18 protein-coding genes are annotated in these 24,334 nt (G+C 32.3%); 17 read left to right on the top strand and 1 reads right to left on the bottom strand.

The window, feature by feature from the left end:
* Positions 1–47: 47 nt before the first annotated feature.
* From BUR17_RS06220 to BUR17_RS06140, 17 genes are all read left to right on the top strand, one after another.
* Positions 48–566, top strand: coding sequence for an RNA polymerase sigma factor (locus BUR17_RS06220; RefSeq protein WP_074229459.1), 519 nt, complete (start codon positions 48–50; stop codon positions 564–566).
* Positions 567–577: 11 nt separating this feature from the next.
* Positions 578–3,109 carry a vWA domain-containing protein gene (locus BUR17_RS06215; protein WP_074229458.1) on the top strand — a complete coding sequence of 844 codons (2,532 nt, stop codon included), beginning with the start codon at positions 578–580 and terminating at the stop codon, positions 3,107–3,109.
* Between the two features lie 67 nt (positions 3,110–3,176).
* On the top strand, positions 3,177–5,942 hold the full coding sequence (locus BUR17_RS06210; RefSeq protein WP_074229457.1) for a TonB-dependent receptor: 2,766 nt from the start codon (positions 3,177–3,179) through the stop codon (positions 5,940–5,942).
* 3 nt (positions 5,943–5,945) lie between these two features.
* Positions 5,946–10,505 carry a TonB-dependent receptor plug domain-containing protein gene (locus BUR17_RS06205; protein ID WP_074229456.1) on the top strand — a complete coding sequence of 1,520 codons (4,560 nt, stop codon included), beginning with the start codon at positions 5,946–5,948 and terminating at the stop codon, positions 10,503–10,505.
* A 220-nt stretch (positions 10,506–10,725) separates the two neighbouring features.
* Positions 10,726–11,229, top strand: a complete 504-nt coding sequence (locus tag BUR17_RS06200; protein WP_074229455.1) for a GbsR/MarR family transcriptional regulator — start codon at positions 10,726–10,728, stop codon at positions 11,227–11,229.
* A 148-nt stretch (positions 11,230–11,377) separates the two neighbouring features.
* Positions 11,378–11,764 carry a hypothetical protein gene (locus BUR17_RS06195; protein ID WP_074229454.1) on the top strand — a complete coding sequence of 129 codons (387 nt, stop codon included), beginning with the start codon at positions 11,378–11,380 and terminating at the stop codon, positions 11,762–11,764.
* Between the two features lie 18 nt (positions 11,765–11,782).
* Positions 11,783–12,595 carry a DCC1-like thiol-disulfide oxidoreductase family protein gene (locus BUR17_RS06190; RefSeq protein WP_074229453.1) on the top strand — a complete coding sequence of 271 codons (813 nt, stop codon included), beginning with the start codon at positions 11,783–11,785 and terminating at the stop codon, positions 12,593–12,595.
* 11 nt (positions 12,596–12,606) lie between these two features.
* Positions 12,607–13,389 (top strand): fatty acid desaturase family protein, encoded by a 783-nt coding sequence (locus tag BUR17_RS06185; RefSeq protein WP_074230248.1) that lies wholly within the window; start codon positions 12,607–12,609, stop codon positions 13,387–13,389.
* Positions 13,390–13,466: 77 nt separating this feature from the next.
* Positions 13,467–13,931, top strand: coding sequence for an SRPBCC family protein (locus BUR17_RS06180; RefSeq protein WP_074229452.1), 465 nt, complete (start codon positions 13,467–13,469; stop codon positions 13,929–13,931).
* 72 nt (positions 13,932–14,003) lie between these two features.
* A complete protein-coding gene (locus BUR17_RS06175) occupies positions 14,004–14,714 on the top strand; it encodes a YqjF family protein (protein ID WP_074229451.1) in 711 nt (236 codons plus the stop codon).
* A gap of 127 nt (positions 14,715–14,841) precedes the next feature.
* Positions 14,842–15,735, top strand: coding sequence for a TIGR01777 family oxidoreductase (locus tag BUR17_RS06170; RefSeq protein ID WP_074229450.1), 894 nt, complete (start codon positions 14,842–14,844; stop codon positions 15,733–15,735).
* 91 nt (positions 15,736–15,826) lie between these two features.
* The gene (locus tag BUR17_RS06165; protein WP_074229449.1) at positions 15,827–17,266 is read left to right on the top strand and encodes an alpha-L-fucosidase; all 1,440 of its coding nucleotides are present in this window, start codon (positions 15,827–15,829) and stop codon (positions 17,264–17,266) included.
* Between the two features lie 243 nt (positions 17,267–17,509).
* Positions 17,510–20,173, top strand: a complete 2,664-nt coding sequence (locus BUR17_RS06160; RefSeq protein ID WP_074229448.1) for a glycoside hydrolase family 3 N-terminal domain-containing protein — start codon at positions 17,510–17,512, stop codon at positions 20,171–20,173.
* Positions 20,174–20,270: 97 nt separating this feature from the next.
* Complete coding sequence (locus BUR17_RS06155; RefSeq protein ID WP_074229447.1) at positions 20,271–20,534, top strand: hypothetical protein; 264 nt, start codon at positions 20,271–20,273, stop codon at positions 20,532–20,534.
* A gap of 216 nt (positions 20,535–20,750) precedes the next feature.
* Positions 20,751–22,139: a dihydrolipoyl dehydrogenase gene (gene lpdA / locus BUR17_RS06150; RefSeq protein ID WP_074229446.1), complete on the top strand. Its 1,389-nt coding sequence runs from the start codon at positions 20,751–20,753 to the stop codon at positions 22,137–22,139.
* 153 nt (positions 22,140–22,292) lie between these two features.
* The gene (locus BUR17_RS06145) at positions 22,293–22,907 is read left to right on the top strand and encodes a PH domain-containing protein (protein ID WP_074229445.1); all 615 of its coding nucleotides are present in this window, start codon (positions 22,293–22,295) and stop codon (positions 22,905–22,907) included.
* 124 nt (positions 22,908–23,031) lie between these two features.
* Positions 23,032–23,832, top strand: a complete 801-nt coding sequence (locus BUR17_RS06140; protein WP_074230247.1) for a patatin-like phospholipase family protein — start codon at positions 23,032–23,034, stop codon at positions 23,830–23,832.
* Between the two features lie 40 nt (positions 23,833–23,872).
* On the opposite strand, the gene BUR17_RS06135 is transcribed toward BUR17_RS06140, so the two are convergent.
* On the bottom strand, positions 23,873–24,313 hold the full coding sequence (locus BUR17_RS06135) for a hypothetical protein (protein ID WP_074229444.1): 441 nt from the start codon (positions 24,311–24,313) through the stop codon (positions 23,873–23,875).
* Positions 24,314–24,334: the final 21 nt, after the last annotated feature.

Below are 24,334 nucleotides of genomic sequence, written 5' to 3'. Positions count from 1 at the left end.
CAACCTGCCCGAAGTTTCCTGCATCTATAAGAGTATAAAGCCTGACTATGGAAAAAGAATTACTGATAGAATGCCAACGAAACGACCGCAATGCTCAGCGGAAAGTTTACGAAAAAATGGCGGGCAAGCTGTACACAGTCTGCAAACGCTATCTGAAAAACGACGAAGACATACAAGAAGTATTGGCGGATACTTTTTATAAAATTTTCACAAAGCTGAACCAATTACAAAACCCAGATATTTTTGAAGCATGGGCTAAAAAAATTGCAGTGAATGAATGTTTACAGAAACTGAGAAGTATGAAAGCTTTGAATGTTTCGTTAGAAGAAGATTTTGTAGAATCAACAGGTTCTCCAACCGACAGTATTTCGTTCGAGAAAGATATTTTGAAGCTTTTGAATTTTCTTCCTGAAGGCTGTAGGGCGATTTTCAATCTTTTTGCCATTGAAGGTTATCCACACAAAGAGATTGCAACCATGCTTTCAATCAGCGAAGGAACATCAAAATCTCAGCTGAATTTTGCAAGAAAAAAATTGCAGGAACTTTTGGTCAATCACAACATTTAAACTTTTACACAATGGAAAATAATCACGATATAGATAAAAAATTCAATGAGGCTTCTCAATCTTTGGAAGAACCTGCAACTTTTCCGAGTTTTGATAAAGTTTGGGCTCAAGTTGAAGAAAAATTAGATAAAAAAGAAGATAAGAAGAAAATCATCCCAATCTGGTTTCCTTACGGTATTGCTGCAAGTTTAATTATTGGTTTGGGAGCATTTTATTTCATCAATAAAAATGATGTTTCTGAAATAAATAAGCCTGCAATTGCTCAAAATACGATTTCTCCTAAAGTGAATTCTAATGTTCAAGCGATTGATAGTACGGTAAAATCTAATATTGAAAAGGAAATCACATTAAATAATCCAAAGCAGAAAAAAAACGAAGATATAGTTTCAAAATCTTCAAAAGATCATATTTTGGAAACTTCTCAAAGTCATGAATCAGGAATTAAATATGTTTACAGAGAAGAAGTAAGTGAAGGTATTTTTGTTGCAGATAAAGTAAAAAAATATAATAAGGAAGTTTTGAATTATGATGATAAAGAAACTAATATTGAAGAAGTTGTAGTGACCGGTTATAGAGCTGTAAAAAAACAATCTTATACTTCAAGTGCTACTTCAATAACATCTACAGAAATTGTAAACAATCAAAAATCCGGTTCGCAGGGTTATGTAAATTCATCACCAATAATTGCGATGGGAAATAATAGTATTCAATATCAAAATTCTGCACCAAATTATAATATCAGAAATGAGTTTAAACAGAATAATAATATTTCACAAGCTTTAATCGGAACAGTTTCTGGTCTTCAAATAATGCCAAATTTAGGAGTTCCAGGTTCTTCAAAACCACTTATAATTAGAGGGATAAGCAGTTTAAATACAAATAATCAACCTTTATATGTTATCAACGGGAAAATTTCAGACAGTAAAGCTTTTAGCAATTTAAATCCGAACACTATTGAAAGTGTTTCTGTTTTAAAAGACGCAGCTGCTACATCAATGTATGGAAGTAAGGCATCAAATGGAGTTGTTGTTATTAAAACTAAAAAACTCTCTCGTAAAGAAAGAATAGCTTTTGAAAAACTGCAGAAAGTTCAGGATAGCATCAATGCATCAAAACAAATTCAGAAGCAAAACAATGAAGAATATGATGCTTTTGTAGAAAATCCGTTTGAGTTAACGAAAAATCAATCAGTTTCTACGTTTTCGATTGATATAGATAAAGCGGCGTATTCCAACATTAGAAGAATGATTAACAACGGAGAATATGTAAATAAAAATGCAGTAAGAATCGAGGAAATGATTAATTATTTTAAATATGATTATCCACAACCGAAAAACAATGAGCCGTTTTCTATTAATACAGAATACAACGATTCTCCTTGGAATAACAAACATAAATTATTGAAAATCGGTTTGCAGGGAAAAGAAATTCCAACAGATAAACTTCCCAACTCAAATTTTGTTTTTCTGATTGATGTTTCAGGTTCGATGAATGAACCGAATAAATTACCGCTATTGAAATCTTCTTTTAAACTTCTTTTGGATCAGTTAAGACCAACCGATAAAGTAGGAATTGTAGTTTACGCCGGAAGCGCCGGAATGGTTTTACCACCAACTTCAGCCAAAGAAAAAGGGAAAATCATTGAAGCCCTAGATAAACTTCAGGCAGGCGGAAGTACAGCGGGTGGACAAGGAATTGAATTAGCTTACAAATTGGCTCAGGAAAACTTTATCAAAAATGGAAATAATCGTGTCATTATCGCTACAGACGGAGATTTTAACGTTGGAGCATCTTCAACAGGTGATCTTCAGACTTTAGTGGAAGAAAAAAGAAAATCAGGCGTTTTTCTTACCTGTTTAGGTTTCGGAATGGGCAATTTCAAAGACAACAGAATGGAAACTTTAGCGAATAAAGGAAACGGGAATTATGCTTACATCGATAATCTTCAGGAAGCTAATAAATTTTTAGGAAAGGAGTTTGCCGGAAATATGTATGCGATTGCTAAAGATGTAAAAATTCAGATTGAATTTAATCCGAAATACGTAAAATCATATCGCCTAATTGGTTACGAAAACCGAAAATTGAAAAATGAAGATTTTACCAACGATAAAATTGATGCAGGAGAATTGGGAAGCGGTCATACTGTTACCGCTTTATACGAAGTCATTCCGAATGATGTGAATTCTGAATTTTTGCCAAAAGAAAATGATTTAAAATATACGAAAAACACAAATGATGAAAATTTTAATGATGAATTGGCAACGGTAAAATTCAGATATAAAAAACCTGATGGCGATACAAGTTCTGAAATTATTCAGGTTGTTAAAAACACAAATCAACCTTTTTCATCTTCAAGCAATGACTTTAAATTTGCTTCATCTGTGGCTTGGTTCGGATTGGTTTTAAGAAATTCTGCTTTAATCAAGAATAAAGATTTAAAAGAAATAGAAAATCTTGCTAAAAAAGGAAGAGGCAAAGATGATGAGGGCTACAGAGCGGAGTTTGTGAGATTGGTGGAAACATACAGGTCGACACAAAAATAACATTTCAAAAAAAGAAATTTCTTCGGAGATTTCTTTTTTTTCTCTATTTTTAGAAATATTATCAAAGATGAAAAAAGTTTATCTGTTATTGCCAGTTTTTGCGGTGCAGTTTGCCTTTGCGCAGAATTCTCAGCGTTATTATTCCGGAACGTTTTTTAATGAAAAGAAAAAGCCTCAGAACTTTCTTAAAATATTCAATAAAAACAGTGGAGTTTATGAACTGACCGATGAAAAAGGCTACGCAATTATTGCTGCAAAAGAATACGACACTTTAGTTTGGAATAACGGAAAAAATATTGAGGTTGTTAGTTGGGTTTATGAGCTAAAATATCTTTTAGAAAACCAGGTGCCAAGAGAAACGGTTAAGGATATAAACTCTAAAGATTACGAAAGCCTGCTTGAAAAACCCTTGATTGATAAATTTAGCATAGAACATTCTTACGATTCTTTAAGTAAAAACTCAGATCGACAATTTTCTGCGGTTAGAAAACTTAAATTAAAGTCAGATTCTCTATATAAAATTAAAAGTCAGCCAAAAAGATCTCTTGTTTTTAACGGAAGTTTTAGTACTTCTGTAGATATCAAAAACAGAAACAGAATTCCACAGACTCAAAGTCGTTATGTTCAGGGAAGATCTGAAAATGGTTCTCTAATTTGGAAGGGACCGGACACAGGCGAAATGTTCAGTTTCGGACCGGATATTTCTACTCTAGGCTTCAACGGACAACCGTATGAATATGATGTTAACGGACAATTGGTTGATTTATCCAATGCCGTTTCTCCGGCAAAAGCTTACAAAAACAATATTTTTAAGACAACGGTTGGTTACAGCAATCAGTTGAATATAAATGCCATGATTAAGAGTGATGGTTACAATGAAGATGCGCGAATTTCTTTCAGCTTAGGACAACGAAAAGACCAGATGTATTTTATAGACCAGTTTGATGTGACGAATTCTTTTAAAGCTAAATTCAGCACAAAAATTTTAAATTTTAATTTTAATGCAGGGTTTAATTATGAAGAAAATAAAGCAACCAATACCAATAGAATTGGGCTTTTTAACAGAGCATATCAAAATTCTTTATTAACTCCGGTTTCTTTTTCAAATAAGCAGAATGCTTATCTAAGCAATGGTTTGCAGAGAAGTTACAGTTTGTATGCAGATAATCCCGATTTTCTTTTTGATCAGGCTAATAAATACAATTATTACGAAAATATCCGCCAGTTTAATTTTGATGTAAGTAAAAATTGGGATGATTTTAAACTGAATATCAGTCAGGCTTATGACAATCAGGATATCATGCATCGAGATATTTATAAACCGTCAACCAATGAATTTATCAACGGACTATACAACAGAAGAGACCAAAAAAATGAGTTTTATAATTCCAATATTTTAACAAGCTATGAATTTGGATATAATGATTTTAAAAATAAGTTCAGTTTAAACTATATTTTGAATGACAGAAAAGTAAGTGTTAATCATAGTTTAGACCGAAACTATATGTATCAAAGAACTTCACAGGATTATATTTTTAATTATAATTTAGATTATGACGATTATGATGATGTAGAATTTGGAGTAAATGTTGGAAATTCTTTTTACATCTCAAATACTTCGTTGAAAAATGCTTATTGGCTTCCGAAAGCAAACGGATATTTTACTTTTAAAAATTTATTTAATAAGTATGGAAGTAAACTTCAGCTATTTGGAGCTTATACGCAATTAGCTACAGAACCGGAAATGGCAAAATCTTATTCCTCGTATACGACGACACAGTTTTCTGCTCAGAATTCTTACCAATATTTTCCTTTAAAAGAGGTTGAAACATTCAAAAATCTCTCAAATGTTGATATCAAAGAATGGAAAACTGGATTTAAATTTATGCTTAATGGGAAAATAGATCTTAGTGCAGAATATTTTAAACGAAGAATTTCTGATGACATTTTTCCAGTTTTTGAAGGACAGAATTTGGTTCTGAAAAATCTTGCAGATCATACCTACAAAGGGTTTGAAGTGAATTTAAATTATGATAGAATCATTGCTAATCAGAATTTTTCTTTAGGAAGTAAAGCTTCATTTTTCAAATATCGGGATATTGTAGACCGTGTAAATTCGGGATACAATAATTTGATGATTTCCGGTTTTAATGATATTTATAAAACATTGTCTGAAGGCCAGGTTTTGGGTGGAATAATGGGAAGTTATTTTGAAAGAAATACTGAAGGAAAAATAGTTATTGATGATTATGGTTATCCCGTAAAAGCTTCAGGAATGAAATTGATTGCAGATCCTACTCCAGATTTTGTTATGAAATTCTCTCATAATATCACTTACAAAATGTTTGCTTTAGACATCAGCTGGGAATGGAAAAAAGGCGGACAAGTATGGAACGGAACTCAGGCTGTTCTTGATTATTACGGTCGTTCCCAAACTTCGGCAGATGAAAGAAATATTAAAAACTATGTTTTTGAAGGCGTCAATTATAATGGAAATGTGAACCAAATTCCTGTAGATTTTTACAATCCCAATCAGTCAATAAGTGACAATCGTTGGACAAGGTATGGTTTTCTTGGCGTGGCTGAAAATTATGTTGAAAAAGCAGATTACTTAAGAATCAATGATATTACACTTTCTGCTTATTTCGATATAGGGAAATTCCGAAAAGCTCTTGGAATAAGTTTTTACGTGAATAATATTTTCCTTTGGCAGGCAAACAGCGGAGTAGATTCTGAACAGAATTTCTATGATTTTGATAACAGCCGAGGTTTAGATTTTTTCAATCTTCCTTCTTTTAAAACTTACGGTTGCACGGTTTCTTTTAAATTTTAAACTATGAAATTCAGATTTTTATTCAATATAGCTTTTGTTTTTACTCTGCTTTCATGCCTGTTTTTTAATGGACAGACTAAATTCAGTGATTTTAAAAAAGAAAAAACTTACTTACAGACCAACCATGTTTTTTATAAACCGGGAGAGGAAATGTTTTTCAAAATATTTATTGTTCAGGCTGATAATAATCTTCCCGCCAATCAAAGCAGAACAGTGAATGTAGAATTGATTGATCCAAGTGGAGCGGTTGTAAAGAAAAGCAAATATGCTATAAAAAACGGCCACGCAGAAGGTGCTTTTAGTTTTTCTGAAGATATGAAAGGCGGAATTTACAAAATCAGAGCTTTTACAGCCTGGATGCAGAATGAAACCGGGAAAAATGTATTTGAAAAAGAAATTACGCTCCAAAAGATAGTTTCTCCGAGGATTTTAATGAAACTTGACTTTCCTAAAAAAGGTTATGGAGCAGGAGATGAAGTTTTGGCAGATTTCTCGATGAGAAGTTTAAACAACCTTCCAATTCCGTTTTATGAAGCCTATTTTACGGTTAGCCACGAAGGTAAAAAAATTACAGAAGGTTCATTGATTACTGATAAAGAAGGAAAATATTTACTAAAATTTAAACTTCCAGAAGTATTGAAATCTTCGGATGCTTTATTGAATATAAAAGTGAATTACGATGGTTTCACTGAATCTATTTCGAGAAACATCCCAATTGTTCTGAATAATCTGGATTTGAAATTTATGCCTGAAGGCGGAACTTTTATCAACGGAATCGAACAGAATATTGCTTTTAAAGTTTTAGATGAATTTGAAAAGCCTGTTGATGCAGTTTTAGAAATATATAATCAAAATCATCAGAAATTGACTGAAGTTTCAGCTTATAATTTCGGAATGGGAAGTTTTCTTTTTAAACCTAAAAAAGGTGAAATGTATTATGCAAAAGTTCTTAAGCCCGAAAATATCAGTAAAATATATCAACTTCCCATCGCAAAAGATGACGGAATTGTTTTTAATGCTAAAAAAGAAAATCAAAATGTTAAGTTAATTATCAACTCAACTTTTGCGAGAAAAGTTTTAATCACCGGAAATTTCAGAGAAAAAGAAGTGTTTTCTAAATCTTTAAATTTAAAACAAGGATTAAATTTTCTCGATATTTCAGAAAAAGAACTTCCCATCGGTATTTGTAGATTCACGATGATTGTAAATAATATTCCTTTAGCGGAAAGAATTGTATTTGCAAATGAAAATAAGCAGATGAAGGTGAAAACTACTCCAACAAAGAAAAATTATTTACCGAGAGAAAAAGTAATTGTCAATATTGAAACTACTAACGAAAACAATCAACCTATTCCCGCAAATCTTTCGATGAGCGTAGTCGATGATAAACTCTGGACGTATGCAGATGATAAGCAAAATCATATTTTTTCCTGGCTTTTATTGGATTCTGAACTGAGAGGAAAAATAGAAAGACCTCAGTTTTATTTCGATAAAAAAGAAGAAAAAGCGACAAAGAGTTTAGACTTAGTCATGTTGACCAATGGTTACCGATATTTTGAAATGAATTCTGACGTTGAAAAAACAGGAAATTACAAATACCTTCCTGAAAAAATCAACCCAATTTACGGCATTGTAGAAGATGAGAATAAAAAGCTTGTAAAAGCAGAAGTGTATTTGATTGAAAATTACACTAAAATAAAAAAACAAGCTACTTCAGAAAACGGGTTGTTTTATTTCTCAGATTTAGATGGAATATATCAACATGATGTCATTGCAAAATCTTTAAATCCAAAACAGAAAGTGAAAATCAGAATACTTTCTTATCAATTGAATATTAATCCTTTGATAAAGCAATCTTTACAAAATATTAATGTTGAGGAAATTATAAAAGAAGCGGAGATAAAAGAGAAAAAGACTTCAGTTTCTAAAGGAATTGAAGGACTGTTGAAAACTTTGCCATCAGTTAATAGTAAATCTGATACGGTAAAATCTCAAAATATTGAAGAGGTTGTTGTTTTAGGTTACAATAAAACACAGATAAAATCTAAAGATGTTTCCGCAAGTACTACAGTTTCTTCAGAAAAGCTTGAAAATAGACCTAACGTATCTTTTTTGCAATCTTTACAAGGTCAAGCAGCAGGATTGTCCATAAGTTCGGCTTCTGGTTCGCCAGGTTCAAGTAAAATAGATGTTGTGATCAGAGGTGTTGGATCAATAGCAGCTCATTCTAATCCTTTATATGTTATTGATGGAATGATTTCGAACTCCACGCAGTTTAGAAATTTAAATCCAAACGACATCAATTCTATTTCTGTTTTAAAAGACGCTGCTGCGACTTCCATTTATGGGAATAGAGGATCAAACGGAGTGATTATTATCAATTCAAGAAATGGAAAAACTTCAAATATTAAATTCGACATTACACCCGAAACTTATTTTGCTGTCAAAAATATTCCACGTGATAGTCTGACGATTTATGGTGAATCTTATCGTTATGATGGCTACAGAAAATTTTCATATCCAATTTACAAATCGACAAACACTTCTTACCGCCACGATTACCGTGAAACTTTATATTGGAATCCCATTGTAGAAACCGATAAAAACGGAAAAGCTCAGGTAGAATTTTATCAGTCTGATGCCAATTCTGCTTTTAGAATAATGACAGAAGGAATTGCAGCTTCAGGATTAATTGGAAGAGATGAAACAACCTATGCAGCACAAAGTTTAATTTCAATTGATGCAAAAATTCCGCAATATTTAACAAGAACTGATCAAATGATGATTCCGGTGGTCATTAAAAATAATTCTTCGGAGACGAAAACCTTAACAATGAATGTCATTGTTCCGAATCATATTAAACTAATGGAAGCAGATAGTTTGATTACGCTAAAACCATTAGAGTCCGGAAGATTATTTGTTAAAATGCAGACAGATAAATTAATCAGTTCTAATATTCAGTTTACCGTAAAATCAAATGAATTTAGAGAAACAATGATTTTGCCGTTGAAAGTAGAAGAAAAAGGCTTTCCGCATCGTTTTTCAATTGTCAATAACAAACCAGAAAACACGAAAATCAATATTCCGGAATATGTAAACGGCAGTTTTGAAGCATCTTATTATGTTTACGAAAACTCGGCATTGCAAATGTTTGAAGATATTGAAAGGTTAAAACGAGAACCTTACGGATGTTTCGAGCAGCTTTCTTCTACAGTTTACCCGAATGTTTTTATTCTTGATTATTTAAAATCAACCCATAAAATTAACTCTGGAACAGAATATAATGTTATTCGAAATATGAAAAAAGGATTCGAAAAAATGCTGTCCTATAAAAATAGAGACGGCGGATTTTCTTATTTTGGTGATAGCGAATCTGATGTTGCATTGTCCGCATTTGCTTTACTACAGTTCAGAGATTTAAAGAAATATGTAAATGTAGATACAAAATTGGTTCAGAATCTTTCCTCATTTATTCTGTCGAAGAAAAATGCAAACGGACTTTTTGAGGTAAGAAGAAATTATGAATCGAAAGCAGGATATTCAGAATATTCATGGTCCAGAAATATGTATGTTTTGTATGCTTTGTCTAAACTTGGTATTAAAAATGAAATTCAGAATACTTACGAAACCAGCCTAAAAAGAGCTTTGGCCACAAAAGATTTTTATCAGTTGGCGTTAATGGCAAATGCATCTTCAAATCTTGGGAAAAAGGAAGATTACAATCAATTACTTTCTATTTTAAACGAACAGTACAAAAATAAAGAGGTAAAAACCAAAACTACATTTACAGGTTCACAAGGAATTTCAGCCAATGCAGAAACGCTTTCCTTATACATGATGGCTTTACAAAAAAATGAAAAAAATAATCAGTTGGAAATTGCAAAAGTTGCAGATGAATTGATTAATTACAACGGATATTACGGATTTGGTTCAACACAAGCTACAACAGTTGCTTTAGAAGCATTATTAGATTTCTTCGCTAAAAATGAAAAATTATTTGGAATTGATAAACCGGAAATTAAAATCAATAATGCCAAAGTATCACCAAATATTATGTTTTCTTCAGCTTTCAGGAAAGGTGAAAACGACTTGAGTGTTGAATATTTATGTGATAAAGGTTTACCTTATAAACTAGATTACCAATATTACACTTTGGAAGCTCCAAAAAGTGAAAATATTCCTGTTACTCTAGAAACAAAACTAAAATCTGAAACTTCAAAAGTAGGTGAGACCAACAGAATGACGGTAACCGTGAAAAATAAAATCAACGGAGATCTACCAATGACCACAGCAAAAATCGGAATTCCTGCCGGATTGACTTTACAAAATGCATTGTTGAAAGATATGGTTGATAAGAAGCAGGTTTCTTATTATGAAATATTTGATAACTATCTGGTTTTATATTGGGAACATTTTGATGCCAATGAAATAAAAACCATTAATCTCGATTTAAAAGTAGAATTTGCTGGAGAATATACCGGAAAAGCGAGTAATGTTTATCTTTATTATATGCCGGAATCTAAGTTTTGGAATGAAGGAATTAAAGCTAAAATAGAACCTTAATATAATTTGAACCTATTAAACAATTTCTTCTGTAGTTTTCAAATGTTCCAGCGGAGCAATATCTGTGTAGAAATAGCAAGATAATTTTAGATGGCACTCCGGAGGAGTGCTATCTGTTTAATAACAAGGAATTTTAATAAAACAAAAATAAACTTTCAAAAATTACTGAAAATTCAAAAACTATTATTACATTTGTAATAGAAATTAAAAAGATAAGAAAATGCAACTTTCAGAAGCTAAAGAAAAATATATTCAAACTTGGGGAACATTTGCTACGAGTTGGGGAATCAATCGTACGATGGCACAGGTTCATGCTTTACTTTTGGCCAACGGAAAACCGCTTTCTACCGATGAGGTAATGGAAATGCTTGAAATTTCGAGAGGAAATGCCAATATGAATCTTCGTGCATTGATGGATTGGGGCATTGTAAAGAAAGAGTTCATCAAAGGTGATCGTAAAGAATATTTTATCGCTGAAAAAGATGTCTGGTTTTTGTTTAAGCAAATAACGAAAGAAAGAAGGAAAAGAGAAATAGAACCAGTTGTGGCTTTTTTAGATGAACTAAAGAAAATCGATGACAACGATTCTGAAGAAGCTAAAGAATTTATCAAATTGATGGATGATTTTAGCAACGTGACGAGTAAAATAAACAATATTATGGATCTTGCGATAAAAAGTGACGATCATTGGTTGGTCGGAAAGATTACCAACTTATTAAAATAAAAAGGACTTTAAAATCCTTTTTTATTTCACACAAACTTTCAAAAATTATTGAAAATATTATAATTATGAAAAATTTAATCATTCATTTAGTCCTGATTTTTTATTTCGGAGGAAAAACGAAAAGACTCAACTTTTAAAATGTATTGCTATGAAAACTTTTATTAAATATGATTATTATACCCAAATGTTTGTTGCTTTGAGCTTTATCATACTTTTGATTACAGATATTGCAGTTTTTGAAAAAGGTTATAGCTGGTTAGGATATTTTTTAATGGCAGCTTTCCACACGGTAAGTTTCCTGATTAGAATGTTTTCAAAAGATTATTCCAAAAGCACAGAATTTAAAATTTATTCATTTATAAGTCTTACAATTCTTATCTCACTGCTGCTTATAATGATCTTTGACGATATTGATTGGGTGACAAATTTTATAGGATTAATTTTAATGTTTGGAATTCCTCTTACACCAATTTTGGCAATCTGTTATTTAATTATTATTTATAAAGACTATCATGGATTAGTGCAAAATTCTTAATGATTTAAAATTATAAAAATGAAAACCCTGCAAAATCACACCCTGATTTACGACAACGAATGTCCGATGTGTAATATCTATTCAAAAGGTTTTATAAAATCCGGAATGTTGAATGAAAGTGGAAGAGAAGCCTTTACTGAACTGAGTTTTAAGAATAAAAACCTCATCGATTTCAACCGTGCAAAAAATGAAATAGCTTTAGTTGATCACAACAAAAATAAGGTAATTTATGGTTTAGACAGTTTGCTGTTAATCATCGGAAACTCGTTTCCGACGTTAGAAAAAATTGCGAGAATACAACCTTTATATTGGTTTTTTAAAAAGCTGTATTCTTTCGTTTCTTACAACAGAAAACAAATTATTCCATCACAGAATGATGATGAAAACAGTTCTTGCATTCCAGATTTTAACTTGAAATATAGATTGATTTATGTAGGTTTTGTTGTTCTTTTTTCGGGATTGGTTTTGGGTATTTTTAGTTCTAAATTAGGTTTAAATTTAAATCAGAATTTCGCCAGAGAATTAATCATTTGCTTAGGGCAAATTGTCTGGCAAACTTTATTTTTAAGAATGTATTTAAAAGAGAAAATTTGGGATTATCTCGGAAATATGATGACGGTTTCTCTAATCGGAACCTTGCTTTTAGTTCCTGTTTTATTCATCAATTTAAGTCCTTTTTTCAATCTTATTTACTTTGGAACTGTAGTTTTCATCATGTTTTTAGAACACATCAGAAGATGCAGAATTTTAAAATTAAATCTTCTTCCTACAATATCTTGGATGCTTTTCAGATTGACAGCTTTGGCAATCATTATTTGGTTAAATTTCTAAAAAAACGCAAAATGAATCATCTTGAACTCACCAAAAAAGTAGTATGGAAAGATCTTAAAAAGCTTTCCGTAAAAGAAATGTTGATAGAAAATAATATCTCTTTGCCATGGCTTTTTATTTCTCTGTTTTTGGCTTACAAAGGATATTACTGGGCAGCGCTTCCGTTTTCCGGATTCTATTTTTTGACTGCCTTAAGACAGGTTCACAACGGATTTCACAACTCTTTAGGAACTGGCAAATTTCTTATCTGGTTTTCAATGTATCTCAACAGTATTTTGATGATGGCATCTATTCATGCTGTGAAATTCAATCACATCAGACACCATAAATTTTGTCTTTCCGAAGAAGATTATGAAGGAAAATCGGCTTCAATGAAATGGTATGAAGCTATTTTATACGGACCGAAACATATGTTCTTAATTCATTGGATGACTTTTAAATTATCCAATAAAGACTACAAAAAGAATATGTTTTTAGAGTTAATCTCGATTGCTGTTTTTGTTTTCATTGCTTTTTATTTCCAGATTGATTTTTTAATATATCACATTTTAATTATGTTTTTTGGTGAATTTTTAATGGCATTTTTTGCAGTTTGGACGGTTCATCATGACACCCACGAAACTCCAAACATTGCAAGAACTCAACGCGGATTTTGGAAAAATAAATTGACCTTCAGTATGTTTTATCACATGGAACACCACCTTTTTCCCGCAGTTCCCACCATAAAATTACCAGAATTGGCAGCAAGAATCGATAAAGTTTTGCCGGAATTAAATAAGAAACAAACATTTTAAAGGTATAAAAAATAGAGTCCCGAAGGGACGACTTAAATCAGGATAGGATAAAATCCTATCAAATAAAAAATTAAATCATGTCTACAATCCATTTAACAACAATCATCAAATCGGATATTCACAAAGTTTTCGATTTGTCAAGAAATATTGATTTGCATCAAAAATCAACTTCAAAAACCAATGAAAAAGCAATTGCGGGAAGAACTTCAGGAATGATTGAGCTCAATGAAACAGTAACCTGGAGAGCAAAGCATTTAGGATTTTACCAAACCCATACTTCAAAAATTACAGCGATGCAAAAGCCCAATCATTTCACAGATGTTATGCTGAAAGGAAGATTTAAATCTTTTAAACATCAGCATATTTTCAGAGAGGATGGCAAAAACACGATAATGACAGATATTTTAGAATTTGAATCACCTTTTGGAATTATCGGTCAATTGTTCAATTATTTTTTTCTGAAAAATTATATGAAAAAATTTTTATTAAAAAGAAATGATATGATAAAAAACACAGCAGAAAATCATAAAATAAACAGTTAGTATTAGAACTGTCATGCTGAGCGAAGTCGAAGCATCTCACGCAAGACCATTAACTATAAACAACCAATCATTATGAAATTTTTAAAAGCCGAATGGCGAAAGTTAGCTATCATCAACTACGAAATTAACCCCGATATATTATTGAAATATCTTCCAAAAGGAACAGAATTAAACTTCTACCAAGGGAAATGTTATGTAAGTTTGGTTGGATTTATGTTTTTAAATACCAAATTATTGGGACTTTCAATTCCTTTTTATCGAAATTTCGAAGAAGTGAACTTAAGATTTTATGTCAAGAAAAAAGAAGGACACCAATGGAAAAGAGGAGTAGTTTTCATTAAAGAGATTGTTCCGAAATATGCATTAAGTGCAATCGCAAATTCTATGTATAAAGAGAATTATAAAACTTTAAAAATGAAAAATCATATCAAATTTACTGATGATGATTTGATTGTAAAATACTCATGGAAAGATAAAGAGTGGTATTCTATGCAGATTATAGCCGAAAATAAATCTAGAACGATGGAAGATGATTCTGAATTTGAGTTTATCACAGAGCATTATTGGGGTTTTACGAAAAAAGATGATAAAACCTCAGAATACGAAGTTTGCCATCCAAAATGGGAGTGGTACATGGTGAAAAATCACCAGCTTGAAATTGATTTTAAAAAAGTCTACGGAAAAGATTTTGAATGTTTAAATCATCAGAAACCAATCTCTGTAATGCTTGCAGAAGGCTCTGAAATCGAAGTGAGAATGAAGAAATATTTGGTGCAAAAGTAAAAAGAGCCAAGTGAAAAGTAATTTGTAAATTTTTAAAACAGTTAGTATTAGAAATGTCATGCTGAGAGAAACCGAAGCATCTCACACAAAACCATCAACAAGCAACCAACAACCAAAATAAAATCCAATGAAAATAATCATCGCTGCCGGAACCGGTTTCCTCGGAAAAAATCTCGAAAAATATTTTACCGAAAAAGGAAATCAAGTGTATATTTTAACGAGAAATCCAAAACGTAAAAACGAAATTTTATGGGATGCAAAAACGTTAGGTGAATGGAAAACTTTGCTTGAAAATTCAGATGTTTTAATCAATCTGGCGGGAAAATCTGTCGATTGTCGATACACAAACAAAAATAAGCAGGAAATTTACGATTCAAGAATTAATAGTACAAAAATACTTCAACAAGCGGTTGACAATTGTATTAATAAACCAAAAATATGGTTGAATGCAAGTTCGGCAACAATTTATGTTCATTCAGAAACACATTTAAATACAGAAGCAAACGGAATAATCGGTGACGATTTTTCGATGAATATCTGTAAAAGCTGGGAAAAAGAATTTTTTAAAACTGAAAATAAAGACACCAGAAAAGTTGCATTAAGAACATCGATTGTTTTAGGAAATAATGGGGGAGCTTTTACCAAATTAAAATTGATTACAAAATTGGGTTTGGGCGGAAAACAGGGAAGAGGAAATCAAAACGTAAGCTGGATTCATATTAATGATTTTTGCAAAGCTGTAGAATATATTATTGAGAATAAAAATCTTTCAGGAGAAATTAATGTGACTGCTCCAAATCCTTTGTCTAATGAAGAATTTATGCGAAAATTAAGAAAAGAAATGAAAATTCCATTGGGTTTAAATGCTGCGGCTTGGCAACTTGAAATCGCCTCAGTATTTTTAAAAACAGAAACCGAATTATTATTAAAAAGCCGAAACGTCTATCCTAAAAAATTAATGAAAAGTGGTTTTAAATTTACCTATCCAAGTGTTAAAACTGCATTTAAAGATTTGATTTAGCAAAAAAATGAAAACTGAGGAAGAAAACTCGAAAAAACAACTGTTTGTGAATTTATCAAATGATGATTAAATTAGCGAAAAACTAAACTTTATGTTAAGTAAAAAAACTAAAAACTTATTTTTCTCATCATTATTCATATCATCTACTTTTTTTTCACAAGCGCACAATGTTTCGGAAGGTTATCAAAAACCGACAGACCCTTTAGTTATTCAAAATCTTGAAAATTGGCAGGATCTTAAATTCGGACTTTTCATGCATTGGGGAACGTACAGCCAATGGGGAATTGTTGAAAGTTGGAGTCTTTGTCCGGAAGATGAATCGTGGACGCAGCGTAAACTCGAACACGGAAGATCTTATAATGAATATGTAGAAAACTACGAAAACCTTCAGAAAACTTTTGATCCGACGCAATTCAATCCTCAAAAATGGGCAGATGCGACGAAAAAAGCGGGAATGAAATATGTGGTTTTCACAACAAAGCATCACGATGGTTTTGCGATGTTTGATACGCAACAGTCCGAATATAAAATCACTTCTTCAAAAACTCCTTTCTCTAAAAATCCGAAAGCGGATGTGACAAAGGAAATTTTCAATACATTTCGAAATGACGGCTTCAAAATCGGAGCCTATTTCTCAAAACCCGATTGGCATTCCGATGATTATTGGTGGTCGTATTTTCCGCCAAAAGATAGAAATGTGAATTACGATCCGAAAAAGTATCCTGAAAGATGGAACAGTTTTAAAAATTTCACTTTTAATCAGTTAAATGAAATCACTTCAAACTATGGTAAAGTAGATATTCTTTGGTTAGACGGAGGTTGGGTGCGCCCGTTTCATACGATTGACCAAAATGTTGAATGGCAAAGAATAATCAAGGTTGAACAAGATATCGACATGGATAAAATAGGGATGATGGCTCGCAAAAATCAACCCGGAATTATCGTTGTAGACCGTACTGTTCCAGGAAAATGGGAAAATTATGTAACTCCCGAACAAGCCGTTCCCGAAAAACCTCTTACAATCCCTTGGGAGAGCTGTATTACGATGGGGGATTCATTTTCATATGTTCCGAATGACAATTATAAATCGTCTCAGAAGATCATTGAAACTTTGGTTAAAATCATTTCACGAGGTGGAAATTACCTGATGAATATTGCTCCCGGACCAAACGGAGATTATGATGCGATCGTTTATGAAAGATTAAAAGAGATTTCAGCTTGGATGAATGACAATCAATCTGCAGTTTTTGCAACAAGAGCTATTGCGCCTTATCACGATGGAAATTTTTATTATACCCAAAGTAAAGATGGAAGAACAGTTAATATTTTTCACTTGGATGAAAAAGTAAATTATGAATCTCCTGAGACATTAAGCTTTGCAATTCCTGAAAATTTTAAACCAAAGTCAGTGAAAATTTTAGGTTTAAATAATAAAATTCAATGGAAGAAAAAAGGTAATTCAATTGAACTCATCTTACCAAAAGAAAGAACTCAATTAAAATATTCGACCGTAATTCAAATTATACAATAACTATAAACTGTCTTTAAAACGACCTAGGAAATCGGAGCGTTAAGAAAATTAAAACTTAATCGGTTAAGAAATTCCCATTGTTTGAAGCGCGACACAAATATTGAATCGAAGAACGAATATTGAATTCGCGCAAGTTTTGGGGATTTTAGGATTAAATTTTAATTTTTAGCGGAGAGTTCCAAGTCTTGAATTTTTGGTTCTTTTGTTTCAAGACAAAAGAACAATAATTAAATCAAATTATTTATGTGCTTTAAATTTCGTTTTAAAATTATAGCAATTTCATTATTGAGCACTACATTTATTACCGCTCAAAAACCTTTATACAAAGATCCCAAACAACCCATTGAAGCCAGAGTCCAAGATTTGCTGAAACGTATGACTCTAGAAGAAAAATTCTGGCAATGCTTTATGATTCCCGGAGATTTAGATAACGTTCCAAAAGGTCAATATTCTCATGGAATTTTCGGATTGCAGGTGAGTGCGGGAAATCAAGGCGGTGGAATTGCCGGACAATTATTGAAATACAATGCCAATGAAGATGCGGAAAGATTAGCAAAAAAAATCAATGCCATTCAAAAATATTTTGTCGAAGAATCGCGATTGGGAATTCCTATTATTCCTTTTGACGAAGCCTTACATGGATTGATGCGTGAAGGCGCAACCGCTTTTCCACAGGCGATTGGCTTGTCGGCAACCTTCAATCCTGAGTTAATGAAAGAAGTTTCGACAGCCATTGCAAAAGAATCAAAATTGAGAGGAATTCGTCAGATCTTAACTCCGGTTGTGAATTTGGCGAACGATGTTCGATGGGGAAGAACGGAGGAAACGTATGGCGAAGATCCGTTTTTGACTTCTGTAATGGGTGTAAATTTTGTCAGTTCTTTTGAAAATATGGGAATTATTACCACTCCAAAACATTTTTTAGCAAATGTAGGTGAAGGTGGAAGAGATTCTTACCCGATCCATTGGAGTAAAAGATATTTGGAAGAAACGCATTTAGTTCCTTTTCAAAAAGCCTTTAATCAGGGAAAAAGTCGTTCGGTGATGACTTCTTACAATTTGTTGGATGGACGACCTTCTACGGCAAATTACTGGTTATTGACCGAAAAATTAAAAAAAGAATGGAATTTCAAAGGTTTTGTCATCAGTGATGCAAGTGCGGTTGGTGGAGCAAATGTTCTGCATTTTACGGCAAAAGATTATGATGATGCTTCTACACAGGCGATCAATGCAGGTTTGGATGTAATTTTCCAAACCGAATATCAACATTATAAATTGTTTATTCCGCCATTTTTGGATGGAAGAATTTCTAAGGAAAGAATTGATGATGCCGTTTCGAGAGTTTTGAGAGCAAAATTTGAATTAGGTTTGTTTGAAAATCCTTACGTTTCTAACAAAAATATTGAAGAATTAAAGAAAATCAATCATAAACCTTTAGCCGAAAAAGTAGCTGTTGAATCTTTTGTTTTGCTTCAAAATAACAATCAAACACTACCGATTTCGGAAAATACTAAAAAGATTTTGGTTGTTGGAACCGATGCGGTAGATGCACGATTGGGAGGTTATTCCGGACCGGGAAATAAGAAGGTAGGTATTTTAGACGGAATTAAAAACTTCGTGAAAGATAAAAATATTGAAATCACTTATTCAAAAGGAATTGATTGGAATTTAAAGCAATTTGTTACGATTCCGACTGAGTTTTTATCTTTCGAAAATCAAAAAGGCTTAAAAGGAAATTATTTTTCTAATTCTGATTTAAAAGGAAATCCTGCTTTTGAAAAACAGGACGAACAATTGAATTTCAAATGGACTTTATATTCTCCAAACCCTGAAAAACTGCAGCCAGACAACTACAGCGTTCGTTGGACAGGAAAATTGGAAGCTCCAAGTTCAGGAAAATATCAATTGGGACTTCGTGGAAATGATGGTTTCAGATTGTTTTTAAATGGAAAATTATTAATTGATAATTGGGAAAAGCTGAGCTATTCAACAAAAACGGTTGATGTTGATTTAGTAAAAGGTCAAAAATCTGATATAATCATTGAATTTCATGAAAATAGGGGAGAAGCAAACATAGAACTGATCTGGAATTATGGTATAAATAATTACCAAAAAGATTTTAATGATGCTTTAAAATTAGCTGAAAATGCAGATTACATTATTGTTACCGCAGGAATTCATGAAGGCGAATTTCAGGATCGTTCTTCGTTGAGCCTTCCGGGAAATCAGGAAAAATTTATTGATGAAGTTTCAAAATTAAATAAACCAACAACAGTGATTTTGGTTGGAGGTTCTGCGATAAAAACGACCGATTGGAAAGATAAAGTGGGAGCGATTTTAGATGTTTGGTATCCCGGAGAAGAAGGTGGAAATGCGGTTGCAAAAGTTCTTTTTGGAGCTGAAAATCCTTCAGGAAAATTACCAATTACGTTTCCGATTGAAGAAGGGCAATTGCCTTTAACGTATAATCATCATCCTACAGGAAGAGGAAATGATTATCATGATTTGAGTGGCGAACCGTTGTATCCGTTTGGTTTTGGATTGAGTTATACGACTTTCGAAATCTCTGATTTACAATTAAATCAAACAAAATATTCTGAAAACGACACGATTGTAGCAAAAGTCAATGTGAAAAATACAGGTTCAAAAGCTGGAAGTGAAGTTGTTCAGTTATATGTAAAAGATTTACTGGCTTCAGTTTCAAGACCGATTATTGAATTGAAAGGTTTGGAAAAAGTATTTTTAAAACCGGGAGAATCTAAACAGGTTTCGATTGAAGTTCCTGTGAAAGAACTACAGTTTTTAGATGAGAAAATGAACTGGATTGTGGAAAAAGGAACCTATAGGATTTTTGTAGGAAATTCTTCAAAAAATCTGCCTTTAAAACAGAATATTGAAGTTCAATAAATTGAGGATATAAAAATATGGTACGATATCTGTAATAATCACTTTAAACCAGAATGAAATTAATTAATCTTAAAATCATTCAAAAAAATTAAATGTTATGAAAAAGCTATTGATATCAACCATTTTGTTAGTAGGATTGTCAACAGGTGTTGTAGCACAGAAACATCCAACTCCGCCGCCACATCCTTCGAAAACACAATTATACAACAGTAAACTGAATGAGTTAAATAAAAGGTACAATACTGAAAAAAAACTGATCATAAATCATCCGGTTGCTACCAAAAAAATGAAACAAGATCAGCTTAAAGCTTTAAACGTACGTTATCAAAACGAAAAGAAATTGTTGAGATCTGCTAAATAGATGTACAAAATATGGTAAAATGAAAATTTGAACAACTGTTTAATTTTACGATATTTTTACTATTAAATAAATTTATTAAAAGAGAATACGTTTTTGTGTTCTCTTTTTTGTTTATAATTAAATGAAAACCATGTTCGTTATGCATTGCTTCACGAATTTTCAGAAACGTAAAACATCCAATATTTTTCCTTAAATTCGCATAAAAATTTTAAGCTAATGAATTACGATATTATTGTCATCGGAAGTGGTCCTGGTGGATATGTTACAGCAATCAGAGCGGCACAATTGGGTTTCAAAACTGCAATTATCGAGAAAGAAAACTTAGGAGGAATCTGCCTTAACTGGGGATGTATTCCAACGAAAGCTTTGTTGAAGTCGGCTCAGGTTTTTCATTATATTAATCATGCAGAAGACTATGGTTTGAATAAAGTGGAAGCTAGTTTTGAGTTTCCAAACGTTATTCAGAGAAGCCGTGGTGTTGCTTCTAAAATGAGCAAAGGAATTGAGTTCTTGATGAAAAAGAACAAGATCGATGTTATTTTAGGAACTGCAAAAGTACAAAAAGGTAAAAAAGTTTCTGTTACAGATAAAGAAGGAAAAGTAACTGAATACACAGGAACTCACATTATTTTGGCTACAGGAGCTCGTTCTAGAGAGTTGCCAAACTTACCTCAAGACGGTAAAAAAGTAATCGGATACAGACAGGCATTATCTCTTCCTGAGCAGCCAAAATCTATGATTGTTGTAGGTTCTGGAGCTATCGGAGTTGAGTTTGCTGATTTTTATAACACAATGGGTACAAAAGTAACTGTTGTAGAATTTTTACCAAACATCGTTCCTGTAGAAGATGAGGATATTTCTAAGCACTTAGAAAAATCTCTTAAGAAATCAGGGATCGAAATCATGACAAATGCTTCTGTAGAAAGCGTTGATACAAGCGGAAACGGTGTGAAAGCTACTGTAAAAACTGCAAACGGAAACGTAACTCTTGAAGCTGATATCTTGCTTTCTGCTGTAGGAATTGCTGCAAACATCGAGAACATTGGTCTTGAAGAAGTGGGAATTCAGACAGATAAAGGTAGAGTTTTGGTAAACGAATGGTACGAAACTTCAGTTCCTGGTTACTATGCAATCGGAGATATTATCCCAACTCAGGCTTTGGCACACGTTGCTTCTGCTGAAGGTATTACTTGCGTAGAAAAAATCAAAGGAATGCACGTTGAAAAAATCGACTATGGCAATATTCCTGGATGTACTTACTGTCACCCTGAAGTTGCTTCTGTTGGTCTTACAGAAAAGCAGGCTAAAGAAAAAGGTTACGAGCTTAAAGTTGGTAAATTCCCTCTTTCTGCAAGTGGAAAAGCTACTGCAAACGGAAACACAGATGGTTTCATCAAAGTAATTTTTGACGCTAAATACGGTGAGTGGTTAGGTTGTCACATGATTGGTGAAGGTGTAACTGATATGGTTGCTGAAGCGGTTGTTGCTAGAAAATTAGAAACGACTGGTCACGAAATTATTAAGTCAATTCACCCGCATCCAACAGTTTCTGAAGCAATTATGGAAGCTGCGGCTGCTGCTTATGGTGAAGTGATTCACATTTAATATTCACTTTGTCAAAGTTGAAAATCTTTGATGAAGTTCAATAATATTAAAACCACAGATTTTGTCTGTGGTTTTTCTTTGTCTTAAATAACTTTTTTCATTTTTATCTCGCATATTTTATTAATTTTATCCACTTAATAAAGTACAAATTTTATGTTTAAAAAATTAGCTGCGGAAGCTTTAGGGTTAGGTGATATCGGTAAGATTATTCCTTCTCAGGATTATGATAAAGTAGATTCTGATGATTATATTTTATCTGAAGATAATGAGAAAATATTCTTTTTAATTAAATCTAAAAGAGATGAATATTGCTTTACCAACAGAGCATTAATTCATATCGACGGAGCAAGTGCATTGGATAAAAAGAGAGTTTTAAAGAGATACGAATATTATCAGTTTCCTTTTTCAAATATCGCATTACAGACTGCCGGAACGATTGATTTGGATGTTGAAATTTCATTTAATATCGGGAATGTTCCTTTGATGATTAGTGTTGCAAAAGGTCAGATTGATCAATTGAAAGACCTTTATAAAGCGCTTTTGGCTATTCAGCAGGAAGTTCATCATAATCATTCTTTGCTGAATTTTTCAAATGACAGTATACAGAAAGCAATTGGTAGTGTTGCATCAGGAAAACAGGAAAATGTTTCAAAAAGTCAGGAATTAAGAGCGATCAACGAATATATTTTTGCCTGGAACACCAATAGTTTTGATAAATATAATCAAAAAGATTTCTCAAGAATTTTTGAAAAATATATTAATAATTAGGATTTAAAATTCTATTTATAAAATTAAACCACAGATTTTGTCTGTGGTTTTTTGTTTAAATAATTAACAAAATATTTAGATTTCTTAAATGTAATGTTTAAGGATGTTTTCTTACATTTATTTAATGAACTTTGAAAGAACAGGATTGGTTTTATCAGGCGGCGGTACCAAAGGAATCGCTCATGCAGGAGTATTAAAATTCTTGAACGAACAGAATATTGATGTAGATATTCTGGCTTGCTGCAGCGCTGGTTCTATTGTGGGCTGCCTTTATGCAATCGGGAAAAAGCCTGAAGAAATTTTAGATTTCTTCCAATCGGTGTATTTTTTTAATTGGAAACATTTTACATTTAATCAGCCTGGCTTGGTTTCTTCGGTGATTTTCAATACTTATCTGAAGCCGATTTTCAATGATATGAAAATTGGTGATCTTGACAAAGAAGTAAAGATCGTTGCAACCGAATTGGTTGGCGGAACAGAGAAAATTTTCGATAATGATTTTTTAATAACTGATGCTATTATTGCATCATGCTCGATTCCCGGCATTACAACACCTTATATTTTAGGCGAAGAAATGTTCTGTGACGGAGGTGTTTTGAATAATTTTCCGGCAGATATTATCCGTGATGACTGTGATAAACTGATTGGCGTATTTGTTTCGCCTCCTCACGATATTAAAATCGATGATTTGAAGACGATAAAATCAATTGTTTCGCGGTCGTATGATTTGCTTTCTTATCGTATCGAAAAGGTGAAATTTGAGCATTGCGACTGGTTGATTTCTTCTCAGGATTTGTCAAGCTATGGAACTTTTGAGCGTAAAAAAGACCGTTTAGAACAAATATTTAATATAGGATATCGTGCTGCCAAAGAAAGTTTTGCAGAAAGTAATTATTTTACACAATTGAAAAAGTTTGGATCTTAAAACAAAAAAACTCTCACTTTATAGCGAGAGGTGATGAGTTTTAATTTTTTACAACTTGTGCATCCTGTCTTACCAAAGTTTCGCCATTTCCGTCGATGACAACTAAGGTATAAGGTGCTTTTTTCGGAGAGTCTGTTAAATAATTCCTCCATACCTGATAAAGAGTTCCGTTATTATTAAATTCGAAATAATAATTACCTCCCGATCCGTCCGGAACTAATTCTCCGTTACTGATAATCATACTTGGTTTTGCCGTAATTTTTGTATTGGCTCGCCAAGATTGATATAGATAATTTCCATTTGGTTGTTTATCGATTCTTACTTTGAATTTTTTTGTTTTAATAATAACCGTTTTAGGAACATTCTGAAAATATCCTGTTCCATTATCTTCTGTAAAATTTGGTGTTTGTTTTAAATCGTGAGCGGCAATAAGGGAAAACTGAGCGATGCATAAAGTTCCCAATAATAATTTCTTAATCATGTTGATTTTGTTTTAATTATT

It is taken from the genome of Chryseobacterium scophthalmum (assembly GCF_900143185.1).
Taxonomy (GTDB): Bacteria; Bacteroidota; Bacteroidia; order Flavobacteriales; family Weeksellaceae; genus Chryseobacterium; species Chryseobacterium scophthalmum.
The sequence above is the reverse complement of the archived record's forward strand: the minus strand, read 5'-3'. Positions and strand labels throughout refer to the sequence as shown.